The 19,006-nt window shown below is 43.0% G+C and carries 19 protein-coding genes; 13 read left to right on the forward strand and 6 right to left on the reverse strand.

Annotation, left to right across the window (positions count from 1 at the left end; all coding sequences use genetic code 11):
- Nucleotides 1-73 precede the first annotated feature (73 nt).
- The 6 genes from nrfF to nrfA are packed head-to-tail and all read right to left on the reverse strand — an operon-like array spanning nt 74 to nt 6,716.
- Nucleotides 74-1,144 (reverse strand): heme lyase NrfEFG subunit NrfF, encoded by a 1,071-nt coding sequence (nrfF, locus tag M998_RS16120; RefSeq protein WP_068909812.1) that lies wholly within the window; start codon nt 1,142-1,144, stop codon nt 74-76.
- Complete coding sequence (locus M998_RS16125; RefSeq protein WP_068909814.1) at nt 1,137-3,011, reverse strand: heme lyase CcmF/NrfE family subunit; 1,875 nt, start codon at nt 3,009-3,011, stop codon at nt 1,137-1,139. Before M998_RS16125 ends, nrfF begins: the two co-directional genes overlap by 8 nt.
- Before the next feature lie 24 nt (nt 3,012-3,035).
- Entirely contained in the window at nt 3,036-3,992 is a 957-nt protein-coding gene (gene nrfD, locus M998_RS16130; protein ID WP_068445842.1) for a cytochrome c nitrite reductase subunit NrfD, read from the reverse strand.
- Nucleotides 3,989-4,660, reverse strand: coding sequence for a cytochrome c nitrite reductase Fe-S protein (nrfC, locus tag M998_RS16135; protein WP_068445840.1), 672 nt, complete (start codon nt 4,658-4,660; stop codon nt 3,989-3,991). Before nrfC ends, nrfD begins: the two co-directional genes overlap by 4 nt.
- Nucleotides 4,657-5,226 (reverse strand): cytochrome c nitrite reductase pentaheme subunit, encoded by a 570-nt coding sequence (nrfB, locus tag M998_RS16140; RefSeq protein WP_068909816.1) that lies wholly within the window; start codon nt 5,224-5,226, stop codon nt 4,657-4,659. Before nrfB ends, nrfC begins: the two co-directional genes overlap by 4 nt.
- A gap of 56 nt (nt 5,227-5,282) precedes the next feature.
- Entirely contained in the window at nt 5,283-6,716 is a 1,434-nt protein-coding gene (nrfA, locus tag M998_RS16145; protein ID WP_068445835.1) for an ammonia-forming nitrite reductase cytochrome c552 subunit, read from the reverse strand.
- Between the two features lie 949 nt (nt 6,717-7,665).
- On the opposite strand from nrfA, the gene napF reads away from it, so the two are divergent.
- From napF to M998_RS16215, 13 genes are all read left to right on the forward strand, one after another.
- Entirely contained in the window at nt 7,666-8,157 is a 492-nt protein-coding gene (gene napF / locus M998_RS16155) for a ferredoxin-type protein NapF (RefSeq protein WP_068445834.1), read from the forward strand.
- A complete protein-coding gene (napD, locus tag M998_RS16160) occupies nt 8,147-8,425 on the forward strand; it encodes a chaperone NapD (RefSeq protein ID WP_068909819.1) in 279 nt (92 codons plus the stop codon). The genes napF and napD overlap by 11 nt, the downstream gene beginning before the upstream one ends.
- Entirely contained in the window at nt 8,406-10,892 is a 2,487-nt protein-coding gene (gene napA, locus M998_RS16165; protein ID WP_068909821.1) for a nitrate reductase catalytic subunit NapA, read from the forward strand. Before napD ends, napA begins: the two co-directional genes overlap by 20 nt.
- A gap of 6 nt (nt 10,893-10,898) precedes the next feature.
- The gene (napG, locus tag M998_RS16170; RefSeq protein ID WP_068909823.1) at nt 10,899-11,594 is read left to right on the forward strand and encodes a ferredoxin-type protein NapG; all 696 of its coding nucleotides are present in this window, start codon (nt 10,899-10,901) and stop codon (nt 11,592-11,594) included.
- Complete coding sequence (gene napH, locus M998_RS16175; protein WP_068445827.1) at nt 11,581-12,444, forward strand: quinol dehydrogenase ferredoxin subunit NapH; 864 nt, start codon at nt 11,581-11,583, stop codon at nt 12,442-12,444. The genes napG and napH overlap by 14 nt, the downstream gene beginning before the upstream one ends.
- On the forward strand, nt 12,441-12,890 hold the full coding sequence (gene napB / locus M998_RS16180) for a nitrate reductase cytochrome c-type subunit (protein WP_068445825.1): 450 nt from the start codon (nt 12,441-12,443) through the stop codon (nt 12,888-12,890). The genes napH and napB overlap by 4 nt, the downstream gene beginning before the upstream one ends.
- Nucleotides 12,891-12,902: 12 nt before the next feature.
- Nucleotides 12,903-13,541, forward strand: coding sequence for a cytochrome c-type protein NapC (gene napC, locus M998_RS16185; RefSeq protein WP_068445823.1), 639 nt, complete (start codon nt 12,903-12,905; stop codon nt 13,539-13,541).
- A 192-nt stretch (nt 13,542-13,733) separates the two neighbouring features.
- Complete coding sequence (locus M998_RS16190; RefSeq protein ID WP_068909825.1) at nt 13,734-14,471, forward strand: heme ABC transporter permease; 738 nt, start codon at nt 13,734-13,736, stop codon at nt 14,469-14,471.
- A complete protein-coding gene (gene ccmD / locus M998_RS16195; RefSeq protein ID WP_068909826.1) occupies nt 14,471-14,683 on the forward strand; it encodes a heme exporter protein CcmD in 213 nt (70 codons plus the stop codon). Before M998_RS16190 ends, ccmD begins: the two co-directional genes overlap by 1 nt.
- A complete protein-coding gene (gene ccmE, locus M998_RS16200) occupies nt 14,680-15,159 on the forward strand; it encodes a cytochrome c maturation protein CcmE (protein WP_068445817.1) in 480 nt (159 codons plus the stop codon). Before ccmD ends, ccmE begins: the two co-directional genes overlap by 4 nt.
- Nucleotides 15,156-17,087 (forward strand): heme lyase CcmF/NrfE family subunit, encoded by a 1,932-nt coding sequence (locus M998_RS16205; protein WP_068445814.1) that lies wholly within the window; start codon nt 15,156-15,158, stop codon nt 17,085-17,087. Before ccmE ends, M998_RS16205 begins: the two co-directional genes overlap by 4 nt.
- Nucleotides 17,084-17,641 carry a thiol:disulfide interchange protein DsbE gene (gene dsbE / locus M998_RS16210; RefSeq protein ID WP_068445812.1) on the forward strand — a complete coding sequence of 186 codons (558 nt, stop codon included), beginning with the start codon at nt 17,084-17,086 and terminating at the stop codon, nt 17,639-17,641. The genes M998_RS16205 and dsbE overlap by 4 nt, the downstream gene beginning before the upstream one ends.
- A complete protein-coding gene (locus tag M998_RS16215) occupies nt 17,638-18,708 on the forward strand; it encodes a cytochrome c-type biogenesis protein CcmH (RefSeq protein WP_068445809.1) in 1,071 nt (356 codons plus the stop codon). The genes dsbE and M998_RS16215 overlap by 4 nt, the downstream gene beginning before the upstream one ends.
- Nucleotides 18,709-19,006: the final 298 nt, after the last annotated feature.

Here is a 19,006-nt window from a genome sequence, read left to right on the forward strand (position 1 = left end):
GATAATCAAAACTGCATTAATACCTACAGTAATAATCCTTAATATAGCTTAGGTCAATAATATAAAAATATTATTACTTTAAGCTCTTATTCATAATTGTCGCCATTTGGATGGCTTCAATAAGCTGTACGCGGTTAACTCTCGGATTATTACTATCGAGTAGTTTTTGCCAAATTTGAATTGCACTATCATAGTTAGCATTCATAAATGCATCTGATGCGATAAGCATTAATGCGGTTACTTCATTTTCATCCAAGCTAAGCGCTTTATTGATAACAGCTTGTGTTTCCTCAGTGATATGTTGCCCTGCTTGATAATAAAACACAGTAGCTATCGCGGAATATAACTGCGCATTTTCACCGGTATATTTAATTGCTCTTTGATAAGCAATTAGCGCGTTATCAAAGCTGTTTTGATATAGGTAGTATTCACCAAGCGTTGCCCATAACTCTCCATTTTCAGGTGATTTTCGAATATCGTGTTGTAGTCGAAGGAGATCATTTTCTTCTTGCTGTAATGGCGTAAACGATAATAGGGGATCGGAAATACGCTGATATTCATTATAAGTAAGGTGGAAGCGAGGCAATAAAAAATAGCCAACAATCACGCTTAATAATATAAAAAACAATACAATATTAGTGTGTTTATTCCAGTGGAGTTGCTGATCTGTTTGTATTTCTGTTGGATCATCAAGTAATAGGTTTGAATGAATTGCTACAGATTCAATCGATGAGGAGTGAGAACATTGTAGCTTTCTATTTTTTATTTTTACCTGAAATAACCACCATAAGATCACTAATATAAATGCGGTAGGTGGGATCCCCCATAATAATAGTGTACCTGTACTAAGTGGTGGGTTATACAGAACAAAATCACCATAGCGATCGGTCATATAGGTCATGACTTGTGATTCTGTTTTACCTTCTTCAACCATCTTAAATACTTGATGGCGCATACTGACTGCCGTAGGTGCATTCGATTCCAATAAATTTTGGTTTTGACACTGTGGGCAACGTAGCTGTGAGGCAATCTGCAAAGAATATTCTTGCTGTTCAGGGGAGCTGAATTGCCATGTATCAACGATTTGTGCTTTAGCTGTAAATGTGACGAAAAGGAAGAGGAAGATATAAATAGATTTAAACATTTTTATTTCTCCCTCTGAACCAACCGACTAATCCGCCTAAGCACATTAAAAATGCACCGCCCCAAATCCATTGAATACCATCTTGTACATAGAAGCGAATCGCGTAACGATCGGTTCCCGTCTTTTCACCTAATACCGCATACCAATTACGTATCACTCCCCAATGAATACCAGGCTCAATCATTAATTGTTGTCGAGCAGTATAAAAACGGCGTTCAGTAACAACATCATGTAAAAATTGGTTATTTTGACTAATGCGAATAGTGGCTTTTTCTGTAGTGTAGTTTGATTGTGCAGCCAATTGGAGCGACTGAAAATTAAATTGATATCCCGCTAATGAAATAGTCTGGTCAATTGAGATATTCGCGCTAAGTTCTTGTTTGCTACCCACAGAAAGCGCAATGCCTGCTGCAAAAATAATCACGCCAGTATGCGCGATCAGTACGGGGATATGCGAATAAATGGATTTTAGGGGGCGTAACCAAAGTAGCAATAATATAGCGATTAACGTTATACAGGGTAGAACAATAATCAGCCCATATGACCACAGCATTAGCGCTGTAACAAGACAAGCTAGTGGGATAATAATAATGCGGAGTTTAACGATATTGTGACTTTTTTTATTGATAGAAAATGAGCTTAACGTGATGACAAGTAACATCACTAAGCCAAACGGTAGCAGCGTTTGGTTAAAGTAAGGGGCACCAACAGAGATTTTTCCCCAACCGAGTAAAGCGTAGATCATTGGATACAAAGTGCCGGTTAGCACAATAAATAAAACCACAGAAAATAAAATCAATGTGAGTAACAAATAAATCTCACGGCGACTATTGGTGTGGATTGAGGAATCATTGTTTTTTGCTCGCCAACCATAAATAAACAGTGCCAGAATACTGAGGAAACTAAACAATAAAAATAAAGGGACAGCTCGCACATTATCAAGGGCGAAGGCGTGCACCGAAACTAAGATACCTGAGCGTACGATTAGTGTGCCTAGGAGTGCCAAGATAAAGGTAATAATAGCGAGTAGCATCGACCAGTGGCGATATAAACCAACTTTTCGAGACGCAGATAAACTATGGAGTAGGGCAGTAGAAGAGAGCCAAGGCAGTAACGAGGCATTTTCAACGGGATCCCAAAACCACCATCCCCCCCATCCTAACTCAGTATAAGCCCACCAAGAGCCTAATGTGATCCCGACAGTGAGTATGCACCAACTTGGTACCGCAAATCGCCAACACACCCAAGCGATAGTTTGATTAAAATTGCCAGATATCAGCGCGGCTAGGACTAATGCAGCCACCACTATCAAGCCGCTATAGCCTAAATATAATAATGGCGGATGTAAAATAAGCCCCCAATGTTGCAACATTGGGTTAAGGTCACGACCTTCTATTGCAGGAGGAAATAAGCGTACAAAAGGGTCTGAGTAAAAAACAATAAAAATTAATAAGGCGGCGGTAATAAAGGCTAATACGGTTAAGGCTAGAGAGAAAAATTGATTGTTTTGCTGACGATAGCGCCAAGCCAATAGAGTATTCCATCCTGAAAGAAACATAACCCATAACAATAATGAGCCTTCGTGTCCTCCCCAGACAGCGGCAATTTTAATTATTAGCGGGGATAATCGATGACTATGTTGTGCGACATAGACAACGGAGAAGTCACTTTGTATAAAGCTGATAACTAAGCAAATAAAGGCGATTAATAAGAAAAAAAACTGTAGCGAAGTCCAGAGCACGTTCTGAGACATTTGCCTCGGAACGTGCCTGAAAATACCAACAAACCCAAATAATGAATGAAAAATAGTGATACATAGCGCCAATAGCAGGCTAATAAAACCAATTTCAGGGAGTATCAGTTCCAAATATCACCTTCATTATTCAATGCGTTAAGCAACGGTTAATTGGCCTGCGTAGAGGACAAAAAAGCGCAGTAAAAATACCCCGAGTAAACTGGCTCCACTGACCAAGATTACGCGAAACGCACTATGACCACGGTTTAACCATTTTTTTAAGGCTAAAGGTATTATAAAGCCAATACCAACCACGCCAATCCAAAACCACATTGTCCAAAAACCACCGCCTAAAGCAGCAATTAATGAACGTACCTTACCGTCATCGCCTAAAGCTAAGCCGACAAAGAAGGCGGCTAATAGGAATATTTCTAACCAAACCACAAAACTTTCTACACGATGAAGAAATACTGTTTCTTGGTTATGCACATTTTTACGATAGCGTATTGCGATAGCAATTAATGATACGGCGATACCCGATGATATTCCTGAGAATAAGAATAAAGCCGGTAATAATGGATTATTTAAAAATGGATAAGATTTTAAGGCTGACAATAAAAAGCCCGTATAAGCACCTAATAAAACAGCGAGTACTAACATAGTAATATCGAGCGCACGTACTGCTTTATTTAACCAAGTAAGTAAACGCGGGATAATGCTTAGTTTTGGTAACCATCTTTGTTGTAGTGCGACGATTTCTTTCTCATAAATTTTAGCCAGCCAAATAACCAGTACTGCCATATAGACTTGAAATAACATCACTCCCATCGACATCACTGAGGTTGGACTATAGTGAAACATCAGCTTCCAAAACGTCCAAGGACGCGTTAAATGGAGGATGAGGATCAGTAATCCAATCACGATAGTGCTAGGTGCAAGGATTAACGTCGTGCGCATTAAGGTACTTTCGCTCCCTGCTGCGCTTGGATAATATTGGCGTAGTAATACCGCAATAACCACTAAACCTGCGGAGATACCGATTAAAAATAGATATACCGCAATTGGCCAATCCCATACGAGAGATTCAAAATGGAAAGCAGAAGCAGTTGTCATTGGCTAACCTCCCCATATTTGAAGGGAACTCGATAAACTTTAGGCCGCGTACCGAGCGCAATTTTGAATCGATAGGTCGGCTTTTGTTTTAGCATCTGAGAAACGTCACTTTGTGGATCATCCAAATTACCAAATACCAGTGCTTTTGTTGGACATGACTCAACACAGGCGGGTTGCTTGCCATTTTTTAGGTTAGTTTTACGGCAGAAGTCACATTTATCTGCCGTTTTATTGATTGGGTGAATAAACCTAACACGATAAGGGCAAGCCGCAATACAGTATTGGCAACCAACACACAGATCAGGGTTAACATCCACAATCCCGGTTGTTTTATCAATAAAAGAGGCACCTGTTGGGCAAACATCGACACAGGGGGCGCTTTCGCAGTGTTGGCAAGAGTGACGAAAAAAGCGATATTTAACATCGGGAAATTCGCCAATGGGCTCGCTACGAATAATCGTGAGTCGCGAAACGCCTTCGGGAACGTGGTTGACTTCTCGACATGCATCCATGCATGCCGTACAGCCGATACACAAATCTTCATCGTGGATCATGCCGTAGCGAATACCGTCTATTTTCATTGTGTTAGCTAGAGTATGGCCAGCTATCCCTCCAACCGCCGCCAGTGCTCCTGAATAAATAATGAATTGACGACGAGAGCAACTCATGGCTGCTCCTTAAGCAATTCAACGGCTGCTGGGTTGAATAGGGGGTTGTCTCGTTGATCTGAGTGACAATCTACACAAATTTTTACTTTGCCTTTTTCAGTCAATACCTTCATGGTGTCTTGCTTTGGATGAAGGTCATGGCAGCTGGCACAAGTGACTTTAGTGACATGCACATCATGTGGCCAGAACGCTTTTTGTAATTGCTCTGGTAAGTGACATGATAGACAAACACTGTTTTGTTGTTCCACGGTGTACATTGGGTTGTTAAAGCGCATCACATCTTTGACGCCTTCACGGTGATCAGGTCCCGGGTTACCGTGGCAGTTAGTACAAGTCACGGGTAAGTTATTGTTGGGATTGACCACATCGGCGTGAGTACCGTGCATGCCCTCTTTGTCAGGTTTATGGCAATCAACGCAAGCACTATCTGCGCTGCGTTGTTGGCTTACAACCCAACGACCTTCTGCATTTTCCTCTGCAATTTGAGGTGTCGCAGATGCTGAAACTGCCCATAACAAGCCTGATGCCAGCACCCCGGCAGTTAATATCGAACGTAGTACGCTCATATTCACTCCATTGGTTGTATCGCCCCTGTCTCTTTATTTGCAGAGGCGAGTAGAGGTTATTTAGCTAACAGGTCATTTTTACGCGCTTGAGCATCCCACTCAGGCACGACAGTTTTTAAGAACTCGGCTTTTTCAGCATTGATTTTATTCATATCAAGGCCAATCGCTTGCTGAGCTTTCTCTTTTGTTGAGATATCAGGAATGGCGATTTCATGGGTAATGCCTTTCGAACCGAGTAAACGCGCCAGTTTAGTACGTGCATCAGCGGCTTTATCCATCGCACCACCTAACATACGTAACCCTTCATCTGGGGCATGCATATGAATGCCGTGTGAGGCAATAGATAAGTCCCAGCGCCATTGAGCATGACGAATATCAGCAAGGATAGGTTCCATTTCTTTGTCTGTTGCGCCCGCATCCCATGCAGCTTTGGCTTCAAAGTGAGCACGAACTAACTGATCTTCCACTTTGATTTTCATTTCTTGGATTGCTGTTTTACGCTCTGCAACGATATTTTGCAGGTCTTGTTTACTTTGCGTGTGGCAAGTACTACAAGTTTGTTCGAAATTATCGAATGGATTACCAATTTTATGGCTAGTGTAAAGCTCGCCTTTTTCATTCTGTAGCTTAGGCATATGGCAATCAATACAAGTCACGTTATTTTTACCATGAATACCTGCGCTCCATGTTTCATACTCAGGATGTTGAGCTTTCAGCATAGGGGCTTTTGATAAGGTATTGGTCCAGTCAGAGAAACCGATATTGTCGTAGTACACTTCCATGTCTTCGACTTTGGTTCCGTTATCCCAAGGGAATTTGACGGATTTATTTTCACCAGAGAAATAGTATTCAACGTGGCATTGCCCACAAACCATCGATTGCTGGTCGAAGCGACTCGCTTTATCAAATGGTTTTCCAATGGTTTCCATTGCACGCTCAGCGTAAGGGCGGGATAAAATTAATTCAGGCTTACCTTTTGCAAATTCAGGGGAGTCAGTTTTATGACAATCTGCACAACCTAATGCGTTGACTATTTCTGGGCCGCCTTTCGCCCATTTACCTTGGAAATAGCCATCTTCGCCATGCTCCTGGATCAATCTTGCGACATCAGGGCTTTTACAGCTCCAGCAAGCCATCGGCAAAGGGCCATCTTGTGCATCTTTTGGAGCACCAGTACGTAGCGTTTCACGAACATCAACAATGACGTAGGCATGACCACGTGGTTTATTGTAATCACGGGAGAACGGGTATCCAGCCCAAAGAATAACTAAGCGGGGATCTTCTGCTAGCGCATCTTCACGATTTGATTGCTCTGATGTTGCTCTCCATGAGTGGTACTGATCTGGGTGAGCGGCTTCAAATGTTTCGTTACGCGCATTAATTTTTGTTGAATCATTTGTATTTGGAGTTTGTGCATGAACTGAGGTAAATAGAAATATTCCTGCAATCAAACTCAATAAGCACAGAGCTCTATTTATTATCTTTGCCATAAGGGCCTCGAGTAAATTTTGCCAACCATTCCCGTGATTCTTCAAGCTGCATGACGTGTGTTGTAAATAATAAGTCTGCGTTCAACAACTCGAATTATTCTGGGTATATTTTTTGTTATTTATAATTGATAGCAACCGCACGCCTGCCATCATGACATTGCCAACTTATATGTTTAACAAAAAACCACACTAAGAATATTGTTTTTGATCAAAGGTAAATTTGTATTAGGTCATTTAATTCGAAAAATTAAATAAAAGTGAGCAAATACACAAATTGATATAGTCATTAATCGTGAAATTGGAAACTGTAATTAATACCCTGTAGTTAAGAATAATTCTTATTATTTTCATTAAATTGAAATTATTTAATTGATTGAATTTTAATGTATTTTTGTTTTATTTTTATTTTAATATTAATCATGGATTTCATCGCTAAAATTAAAGTGTGCGGAACATCAAAAAAAGTAAATATAATTTTTACTAAAATGACATCAAATATACCACTTTGGTGGTAGTTTTTGGTGTTAATTAAAAATGGCTCCATTAAAAGTTGGGCTTAAATGAAAATTTAATATTTATATATTGTTAATGGATAATTATAAAATAGCCTGAAACTGCTCTTTTTATAGCAAGTTAATAGAAAAGAGCGTAAATGGGTAAGTAATGACTTATTTTTATTTAAAATGATAGCGTAACCCCTATTACCTACTAGGTGGTATTTGTTTTTTGGGGCTCACTAGGTAGTATTCCTACCAATACACATATAAAAATTACGGTTTATACCCTTAGTTCATTAAACTGCTTTAGGTGTTTTGTGCACTCGGCTATCCGAATCATCGTGTTTATCGGGTTTCTCGGCACCGCCTACCTGCAACGTGAATTATTTTAGATATATCAGTAAATTATAAAATTTGTAGTACTTTTTGTTGGGCAATGTAAAGGAAAAAACATGGTTGATCTCACCCGTAGGGGAGTATTGACTGGTGCGTGGCGCAGCGCCGCTCCGGTAGTTAGACCGCCTTGGAGTGGTACTGAAAACAATTTTATTGCGCTATGTACTCGTTGTAATGCATGCGTAGAAAGTTGTGAAACAACTATTTTGCAGCCGGGTGCTGGTGGGTACCCGACTGTCGATTTTACGCGAGGTGAATGCACATTTTGTTATGCCTGTGCAGCATCTTGTCCTGAGCCCATTTACCTTCCTCAGCAAACCCAGCCTTGGGATATATCAATCTCTATTGGGTCTACTTGTCTCGCTTATCACTCAGTTGAGTGTCGTAGCTGTGAAGATAGTTGCGAGCCCCAAGTTATTTCTTTTCGTCCGTCACTGGCGGGCAAATATCTGCCAAAAATTGAAACGCAGGGCTGTACAGGTTGTGGCGCCTGTGTTGCAGGATGCCCCGTATCAGCGATTACCGTGGAGCGTGAACATGCACAATAACTGGCAAGTATGCAGTTTAATTGTACAAGTAAAAAGTGAGCGTATACCTGCTGTGACTGAAGAATTGAATCAATTACCTGATTGTGAGGTAGCTATGAGCTCTCCTGAAAATGGCAAATTGATCGTTGTAGTCGAAGGACAGCACAGCAAAACGTTATTAGATACTATTGATTTAGCACGCGATATAGAAGGTGTGCTGGATGTTTCGTTGGTGTATCACCAACAGGATGAGCAATGTGAGGAATATGATGAAACTCAGTCGTCGTAGCTTTATGAAAGCCAATGCGATAGCGGCCGCTGCTGCGGCGGCAGGTATTGGCGCGCCGAGCATCGCAAAAGCGGTCGTTGGGCAACAAGAAAGTATCAAATGGGACAAAGCGCCATGCCGTTTCTGTGGTACCGGTTGTGGGGTATTGGTTGGGACGCAAAATGGCCGTATCGTCGCGAGCCAAGGTGACCCTGAAGCACCAGTAAACCGTGGGTTGAACTGCATCAAAGGTTATTTCCTACCAAAAATAATGTACGGGAAAGACCGCTTAACTCAGCCACTTTTACGGATGAAAGATGGCGAATATGACAAAAATGGTGAGTTTACCCCAATTACTTGGGAACAAGCCTTTGATGTCATGGAAGAAAAAGTTAAGACAACCTTAAAAGAAAAAGGCCCAGAAGGTATCGGAATGTTCGGCTCAGGCCAATGGACAGTTTGGGAAGGCTATGCGGCTTCTAAACTTTTCAAAGGTGGCTTCCGTTCCAATAACCTCGATCCAAATGCACGCCATTGTATGGCATCTGCGGTAGTCGGTTTCATGCGTACTTTCGGTATGGATGAGCCAATGGGTTGTTATGATGATATTGAACATGCGGACGCCTTTGTACTTTGGGGCTCTAACATGGCCGAGATGCACCCAATTTTATGGTCTCGCATCACCAACCGTCGCTTATCTAATCCTGATGTGCATGTCGCGGTTATGTCGACTTATAAGCACCGCAGTTTTGAATTAGCAGATAATGGAATTGTATTTGCGCCGCAATCTGACTTAGTGATCTTGAACTACATTGCGAATTATATTATTCAAAATAATGCAGTGAATCAGGACTTCCTTGATAAACACGTTAATCTGCGTCGTGGTGCAACCGATATCGGTTATGGACTGCGTCCAACACATCCATTAGAAAAAAGCGCTAAAAACCCGGGTTCTGACGCATCAGAACCGATGACGTGGGATGAATATAAAGCCTTTGTTGCGGAATACACCTTAGATAAAACGGCTGAAATGAGCGGTGTTCCTAAAGACCAACTTGAAGAATTGGCGAAGCTATACGCGGATCCAAAAATAAAAGTGGTTTCTTATTGGACGATGGGCTTTAACCAGCACACCCGCGGCGTTTGGGCAAATAACCTCGCTTATAACCTGCATTTATTAACTGGTAAAATTTCTCAACCGGGTTGTGGGCCATTCTCTCTGACCGGCCAGCCATCGGCTTGCGGTACTGCCCGTGAAGTGGGGACGTTCTCACACCGTTTACCGGCAGATATGGTCGTTACCAACGAGAAACACCGTGAAAAAGTGGAAGGTGTTTGGCAGTTACCCGCAGGTACAATTCCTGAAAAAGTGGGGTTGCATGCAGTTGCCCAAGACCGTGCACTGAAAGATGGCAAACTCAATTTCTATTGGGTGATGTGTAACAACAACATGCAAGCGGGACCGAACATTAACGAAGATCGCCTTCCCGGCTGGCGTGACCCGCGCAACTTTATTGTTGTCTCAGACCCATACCCAACCGTCAGTGCATTAGCGGCAGATTTAATTTTACCAACAGCGATGTGGGTAGAAAAAGAAGGGGCTTATGGTAATGCCGAGCGCCGCACTCAGTTTTGGCGTCAACAAATTCAAGGCCCTGGCGAGTCAAAATCAGATTTAATGCAGATGGTTCTATTCGCCAAACGTTTCAAAACGGAAGAAGTTTGGCCGGAAGAGTTGTTAGCGAAGAAACCGGAATATCGCGGTAAGACACTGTATGACGTGTTATTTGCCAATAAAGCTGTGACGAAATTTCCGATTTCTGAATTAGCACAAGACCAATTAAACGATGAATCTCGTGAGCTTGGTTTCTACCTGCAAAAAGGTTTGTTTGAAGAATATGCTGGTTTTGGCCGCGGTCATGGTCATGACCTTGCGGATTTCGATGCCTATCACCAAGCTCGTGGTATTCGCTGGCCGGTAGTTGATGGCAAAGAAACTATGTGGCGTTATAGCGAAGGGAATGACCCTTATGTTAAAGCCGGCCAAGGTTATCAATTCTATGGCAAACCAGACGGTAAAGCGGTTATTTTTGCACTGCCATTTGAACCTGCCGCTGAAGCACCCGATAAAGAATATGATTTATGGCTGTCGACGGGGCGTGTTTTAGAGCACTGGCACACCGGCAGTATGACTCGCCGTGTTCCTGAACTGCACCGTGCATTTCCTGAATCCGTAGTCTTCATGCATCCATTAGATGCAAAAGACCGAGGATTACGTCGTGGTGACAAAGTCAAAGTCGTTTCTCGTCGTGGCGATGTGGTCACCATTGTGGAAACACGTGGACGCAATAAACCACCTAAAGGGCTGGTATATATGGCGTTCTTTGATGCAGCCCAGCTAGTCAATAACTTAACACTGGATGCGACGGATCCGCTTTCGAAAGAGACGGATTACAAAAAATGTGCCGTTAAACTGGAAAAGGTGTAATTGGCGATGTCCCAGAAACCTAAGTCACAGAATAGCCGTCGTCGTTTCCTGCGCGATATCGTTCGCACAGCGGGTGGACTGACGGCTGTTGGTGTGGTACTGGGGCTACAGCAGCAAACTTCCCGTGCGAGCGGCGTAAAACTTCGCCCGCCGGGAGCCCTCGATGAAAAAGCATTTTCAAGTGCATGTGTGCGTTGCGGTCAATGTGTTCAGGCTTGTCCTTATGACATGCTGAAATTAGCCACATTAGCATCAGGTCTGGCTTCTGGGACGCCCTATTTTGTCGCCCGAGAAAATCCTTGCGAGATGTGTGATGACATTCCTTGTGCCAAAGTGTGCCCCAGCGGGGCATTGGATAAGGATATTGAATCTATCAATGATGCGCGTATGGGATTGGCAGTTTTACTCGATCAGGAAAACTGCCTTAATTTTCAAGGTCTGCGATGTGATGTGTGCTACCGAGTTTGCCCACTAATTGATGAAGCGATTACGCTTGAACTTGAACAAAACCATCGGACTGGCAAACATGCACGTTTCTTACCCACAGTGAATAGCAACCTTTGTACGGGTTGTGGCAAATGTGAGCAGGCGTGTGTGCTAGAAGAGTCGGCGATTAAAGTTTTACCAAGATCACTGGCAAAAGGTGAGTTAGGGCATCATTACCGTTTTGGCTGGCTGGAGGATAACAATGGCAAATCGTAAACACGATGCCGGACGTGAGGCTCTGGCAAAAAAAGGGTGGTGGAAAAGTCATAAGTGGTTGATGTTAAGACGAACCAGTCAACTGTTAGTGCTGGCAATGTTTCTGAGTGGTCCTTGGTTTGGCGTTTGGATTTTACATGGAAATTATAGCAGTAGCTTATTGTTAGATACGGTTCCATTAACTGACCCATTAATTACGTTAGAAAGCTTAGCAAGTGGTTACTTGCCGGGGATATCTGCGTTAATTGGCGCTGCGGTGGTTTTTGGTGTTTATGCCTTACTTGGAAAACGAATTTTCTGTAGTTGGGTCTGTCCTGTTAACCCGATTACGGATGCAGCCGCATGGCTACGCCGTAAGTTTGAACTGAACCAATCAGCCACAATACCGCGTTCTATTCGCTATGTGTTGCTGGGCGTTATCTTGGTGGGTTCAGCGTTAACAGGCACGTTGCTATGGGAATGGTTAAATCCTGTTTCATTGATGGGGCGCAGCCTTATTTTTGGTTTTGGTAGTGGCGCATTAGTTTTAGTTGCACTGTTTTTATTCGATTTATTGGTTGTGGAACATGGATGGTGTGGTCATCTTTGCCCGCTAGGTGCGTTATATGGCATCGCTGGTTGTAAAGGCGCGCTGGTTGTCACAGCGGAAGGAAAAGAAAATTGTACCCGCTGTATGGATTGTTTCCACGTTTGCCCGGAACCGCAAGTTTTGCGGGCACCGGTTCTTGATAAACAAGCCCCAGTAGTAATATCAGACAAGGATTGCATGACTTGCGGTCGCTGTATTGATGTCTGCTCTGAGGACGTTTTTAAAATAACACTACGATGGAGTTCGGGAGCTAAATCATGAAAAAGTATGCCCTGAAAAAAATAATAAGCCGTTGGATGGCTGGTATGGCCTTGGTTGTCAGTAGCTTTGTTTTGGCTGCAAATGGTGTCGATTTTAGCCAATCACCAGAAGTTTCAGGTACAACGGAAGGCAGTATTCATATTCCGAAAGAACAAGACAGAATGGCGCTAAATTATGTTAATCAGCCGCCAATGATCCCCCACAGCGTTGAGGGTTATCAAATTACCACCAATACTAACCGTTGCTTACAGTGTCACGGTGTTGAAAACTATCGTACAACGGGCGCGCCAAGAGTAAGCCCAACTCACTTTATCGATGCAACCGGCAAAGTATTAGGAGAAGTCGCACCAAATCGTTATTTCTGCTTACAGTGCCACGTGCCGCAGTCTGACACCGCACCGATTATTGATAATACATTTACCCCATCCAAAGGATTTGGGAAATAATAAGGGGGAGATATGACCAATAAAAATGAGCAGCAAAATAATGGCGGCGAAAAGAAAAAGTCAGGTTTATTTGGCCTAATTCGCCGAGTATGGCAATGGTGGCGTCGCCCAAGTCGTTTAGCATTGGGAACCTTACTATTAATCGGGTTTGTCAGTGGTGTTATTTTCTGGGGCGGTTTTAATACAGGCATGGAAATGGCGAATACAGAAGAGTTTTGTATTAGTTGCCATGAAATGCGTGAGAATGTCTATGAAGAATATATGGATACTATCCATTATACTAACCGTAGCGGCGTAAGAGCAACCTGTCCGGATTGCCATGTACCTCATGAATTTGGCCCTAAAATGGTTAGGAAAATTCAAGCGAGTAAAGAGCTTTACGGCAAAATATTTGGCATTATCGATACACCACAAAAATTTGAAGACCACCGACTCGCCATGGCACAAAGTGAATGGCGACGGATGAAAAACAACGATTCACAGGAATGTCGAAACTGTCATAACTTTGAATATATGGATTTCACGGCTCAAAAAAGTGTTGCTTCAAAAATGCATGATCAAGCTGTACAGGATGGAAAAACCTGTATTGATTGCCATAAAGGGATAGCACATAAACTGCCTGATATGCGGGATGTTGAACCGGGTTTTTAAATGTTAATGACTCGTACAACTTAATTTTACTCAGTAAAATTAGTTTTAGTGCTATAGCAGGCTAGTTAAGGCGTAATTGCCTGACTAGCCTCAGTTATATTTGTGTTAAATCAATAAAATTAATGTATTAGTGTGTATTGTAGTGTGTATTCGCGAAAGCGTACCAATGACATAATTCGGGGCTATTAAACTATGTGGAAAAAGCTTCACCAACTTGCTATCCCAATGAACTTGTATCGGTTTTGCGGACTTCTTGCGCCGTTATTTATCGTGCTCAGTATCGCATTTCTTGCCGCAGGTTTAATTTGGGGATTTGGTTTTGCGCCAACGGACAAAACACAAAGTGAAAGCTACCGCATTATGTATATTCATGTGCCTGCTGCAATGTGGTCGATGGGCATCTATGCCACAATGGCAATCACGGCATTTATCGGCTTAATCTGGCAAATGAAAGTATCTGAACTAGCTATCGCGGCAATGGCACCTATTGGTGCTGTTTTTACCTTTATTGCCTTAGTGACCGGTGCGACATGGGGTAAACCTATGTGGGGTGCATGGTGGGTTTGGGATGCACGTTTAACCTCTGAATTAATTCTGTTTTTTCTGTATGTGGGGGTTATTGCCTTATGGCATGCGTTTGATGATCGCCGCATGGCAGGTAAAGCCGCAGCCATTTTAGTCTTAATTGGCGTGATTAACTTACCGATTATTCACTATTCTGTTGAATGGTGGCAGACGCTACATCAACCTTCGACGCGAATGCAACAAAGTATCAATCCGGCGATGCGCACACCGCTGCGTTTAGCGATCCTTGGATACTTATTTCTGTTTATTTCGTTGACATTAATACGCCTGCGTAGCCAACTTTTATTACTAGAGCGCAACCGCCCGTGGGTTCTGGATATTGTCAATAAGCGAGGACGTCAATAATGAATAGCGCTTTTGCATCTTGGGCTGATTTTTTTGCGATGGGTGGCTACGGGTTTTATGTGTGGCTCGCCGTGGCGTTAACCTTAATTCCTTTATTGTTATTATGCCTGCATACTTATATACAAAGAAAAATGATTATTAGCGCAATTATTCAGCAGCAGGCACGTGAAGCAAGGCAAAAAGCCGCAAGAGCGCGTCGGGAGGGTGTGTGAACATACGTCGTAAAAATAGATTATGGTTAATTTGCTCAATAATTGTGGGTGTAGGGCTGACATTGGCACTAATACTGTACGCACTCCGTTCAAGCATTGACTTGTTTTATACTCCCGGCGAAATTATTTACGGTAAACGGGAAACTCAACAATTACCTGAGGTCGGCCAACGCTTACGTGTAGGAGGCATGGTAATGCCCGGCACGGTCGTTCGCGACCCTGAGTCCTTAAAAGTCACCTTTACAGTCTATGATGCAGAAGCTGAGATTGATGTCAGCTATGACGGTATTCTGCCTGACTTATTTCGTGAGGGGCAGGGGGTTGTAGTCCAAGGCGAGCTTGAAGAAAATAACCATGTCTTGGCTAAAGAAGTTTTAGCGAAGCATGATGAAAATTATACACCGCCTGAAATAGAACAAGCGATGCAAGAAAACCATAGAAGGCCAGCTGCGGTCTATAAGGACAAGGCATCATGATCCCTGAGATTGGCAGCATTCTACTGTGTTTAGCATTGGGTATTGCGGTTTTACTCTCTTTTTACCCGCTATGGGGTGTCGCACGTAATGATACCCGATTGATGTCATCATCCCGTCCCCTTGCTTGGTTATTATTCCTGTTGGTGACTGGTGCTTTTTTAGTGCTAGTAAACGCCTTTGTGGTGAATGATTTTTCGGTGACTTATGTCGCGAATAACTCAAATACCCAATTACCAATTTGGTATCGTGTTGCCGCAACATGGGGAGCCCACGAAGGTTCGTTATTGCTATGGGTATTGTTGATGAGTGGTTGGACATTCGCTGTTGCCCTTTGTAGCTACCGAATGCCTCTTGATATAGTGGCAAGAGTACTCGCGGTGATGGGAATGGTCAGCGTTGGCTTCCTATTATTTATCATCTTCACCTCAAATCCCTTTTCGCGAACATTGCCTGCATTCCCTATCGAAGGGCGAGACTTAAATCCACTGCTACAAGATCCCGGATTGATCTTCCATCCACCGCTACTGTACATGGGATATGTTGGGTTCTCCGTTGCCTTTGCCTTTGCCATTGCAGCCCTACTCAGTGGGCGTTTAGATAGCTCATTTACCCGCTTTGCTCGCCCTTGGACAATGGCGGCATGGTTCTTTTTAACCCTCGGGATCATGCTTGGTTCCGCATGGGCTTATTATGAGCTCGGTTGGGGCGGCTGGTGGTTCTGGGATCCCGTTGAAAATGCCTCCTTTATGCCATGGTTGGTGGGGACGGCACTGATCCACTCATTGTCAGTAACGGAGCAGAGGGCAACGTTTAAAGCATGGTCGTTGTTGCTCTCCATCTTCGCTTTCTCGTTGTGTTTACTCGGAACATTCCTTGTACGTTCAGGGGTATTAGTCTCGGTACACGCATTCGCCTCTGACCCATCACGCGGGCTATTTATTTTAGCCTTTATGGTCATCGTGATTGGTGGATCATTACTGGTCTTTGCCCTTCGCGGGCATAAAGTACGCTCTAAAATCAATAACGCCTTGTGGTCTCGTGAGTCGATGTTACTGGGCAATAACGTGATACTCACCGCCGCGATGTTAGTGGTGCTACTGGGAACGTTGCTTCCACTTATTCATAAACAAATTGGCTTAGGTACCATCTCCATCGGTGAGCCATTCTTTAATACCATGTTTATTGTGTTAATGGTGCCATTTGCTTTGCTATTAGGCATTGGGCCATTAGTACGCTGGGGACGCGATCGCCCTGCATCGATTAGAAACATGTTGATTATCGCGCTGTTGATGACACTGGTTTTATCGTTCTTATTACCTTGGTTGATGGAAGATAGGGTCGAAGCATTAACCGTGCTTGGATTGATGATGGCTTGCTGGATTATTATTTTGGCCTTTGCTGAAATGAGACTTCGCATCAGCAAAAAAATCAAATTAACACGAAGTTATTGGGGTATGGTGCTTGCTCACTTAGGTCTAGCGGTGACGATTGTTGGTATTGCCTTTAGCCAAAACTACAGTATTGAACGTGATGTTAAAATGAAGCCGGGAGATAGCATCTCAATTCGTGCTTACACCTTTGTTTTTAATGGTGTTCATGAAGCTGATGGACCAAACTATCAAGGGGTTATCGGTAGCATTGCAGTGAAAGAAAAAGATAAAGTTATCGCCATCTTAATGCCGGAAAAACGTTTTTATAAAACCAGCCGTGCAGTGATGACTGAAGCCGCTATTGATGGCGGTTTCACTCGTGACCTCTATGCGGCACTTGGTGAAGAAATTTCCAAGGATGTCTGGACACTGCGTTTGTACTATAAACCATTTGTTCGTTGGATTTGGTCTGGCGGAGTATTGATGTCTATTGGCGCACTATTTTGCCTATTCGACCCGCGCTATCGTCGCCGTAAATTGGAAAGGGAGACCGCATGAACCGCAAAGTATTTCTAATCCCTTTCATTATTTTTGCTGGCATCGCTGCGGTACTTCTGTGGCAATTGATGCGTAATGCGGAAGGTGATGATCCGCGTTTACTCGAATCGGCATTGATAGGTAAACAAGTCCCCGTTTTTCGTTTGGAATCATTGGAAAACCCGGGGCAGCATTATGAGTCAGACGTACTTTATCAAGGAAAGCCGATCTTATTAAATGTGTGGGCAACATGGTGCCCAACGTGTCGTGCCGAACATCAATACTTGAACAAACTCTCTGCGCAAGGCGTACGGGTTGTCGGGTTAAATTATAAAGATGATAGGCAAAAAGCGATTGTTTGGCTCAAACAGCTTGGTAACCCTTATGCCTTGAGTTTGTTTGATGGTGAAGGGATGCTCGGGCTAGACCTTGGTGTCTATGGTGCGCCAGAAACATTCCTTATTGATGGCAATGGTATTATTCGCTACCGCCATGCGGGGGCGATGGATGAACGCGTGTGGGAAAAAGAATTGAAGCCACTTTGGGATCGTTATAGCAAGGAGGTGACGCAATGAAATACCTTCTTGGACTATTGATGTTAGCGCTAAGCGCGACCGTTTCGCTTGCCGCGACAGAGGTTTTTACGTTTGATAATGAGCTGCAAGAGCAACAATTCCGTAAGTTAACGGAGGAGCTGCGTTGCCCTAAATGTCAAAATAACAGTATTGCAGACTCTAACTCAATGATTGCACTCGACTTACGACAAAAAGTGTATGAGTTGATGAAAGAAGGTAAAAATCGTGACGAAATCATCGATTACATGGTGGCGCGTTACGGCTATTTTGTCACTTATAACCCGCCATTAACGCCGTTGACGGTGATGCTGTGGGGTTTACCCTTCGCTGCGATTGCTATTGGTGGTTGGATTATTTTTGCGCGTTCTAAAAAGCGGGTACGCATTAAAAAATCTGATCTTGCTGATGATGAGGTATTGCCTGAATCTTCTCGCGCAAGTTATTGGGTATATCTACCCGGTGTTATTATTGCCCTTGGCATTGGTACAGCGGCGTATTATCAAGTGGGGAGCTATAACCAAGTTTCCGATTGGAATCTGGCTTATCAGCAAGCCCCTGCTTTATTGGATAGGGCTCTTGATCCCTCAGAGCCCCCGCTTAACAATGAAGAAATGGAACATTTAGCACTGGGCTTACGTACTCGCTTACAAGAAGATCCCCAAAATATTGAAGCGTGGGTGATGTTAGGGCGTATTGGTATGGTGCTCGGTAATGCCACGATGGCAACTGACGCCTATGGTCGCGCTTATCGGTTGTCACCGAATGATGAAAATGTGGCAATGGGTTATGCTGAGGTTTTAACTCGCTCTTCAGATCCTGAAGATAACCGCGAAGGTAATGAGTTACTGAAAAAACTGATTGCCGCTAATCGTACCAATGTTAAGGCACTGAGCTTGTTTGCATTTAATGCATTTGAACAAGAGCGTTATGCAGAAGCGGTTTCAGCATGGCAAATGATGCTGAAATTATTGCCAGAGAACGATCAGCGTAGAACGATTATTGAACGCAGCGTTGAGCAAGCATTAATGATGTTGCATGAGAAAAAAGGGTCTCCTGCGAGCCAATAAAGCAGGTACTTAACGCAATAGAGTCGAAACCGAAACAAGAACAGCCGTTTTTGTTTCGGTTTTTTTTATCCTCATTTTTGTTTTCCTGTATTTATTTTCTTTTTATCTTAAATGAATGTTTAGTGATTTATTAGAATTGTGATCATTGTCTCAATGAGGTGAAAATAAAAAATAAGTTTTTTTAATAGATTTGAACCATTAGTTTTATTACTTTAACAGGATGTTTATTCTAAATAATCAGGTAATCGATGTTGATTTACACTTTTTGGCGATTTAAATCTGAATATTTATGAAATGG

This window comes from Providencia heimbachae ATCC 35613 (assembly GCF_001655055.1).
Lineage (GTDB): Bacteria > Pseudomonadota > Gammaproteobacteria > Enterobacterales > Enterobacteriaceae > Providencia > Providencia heimbachae.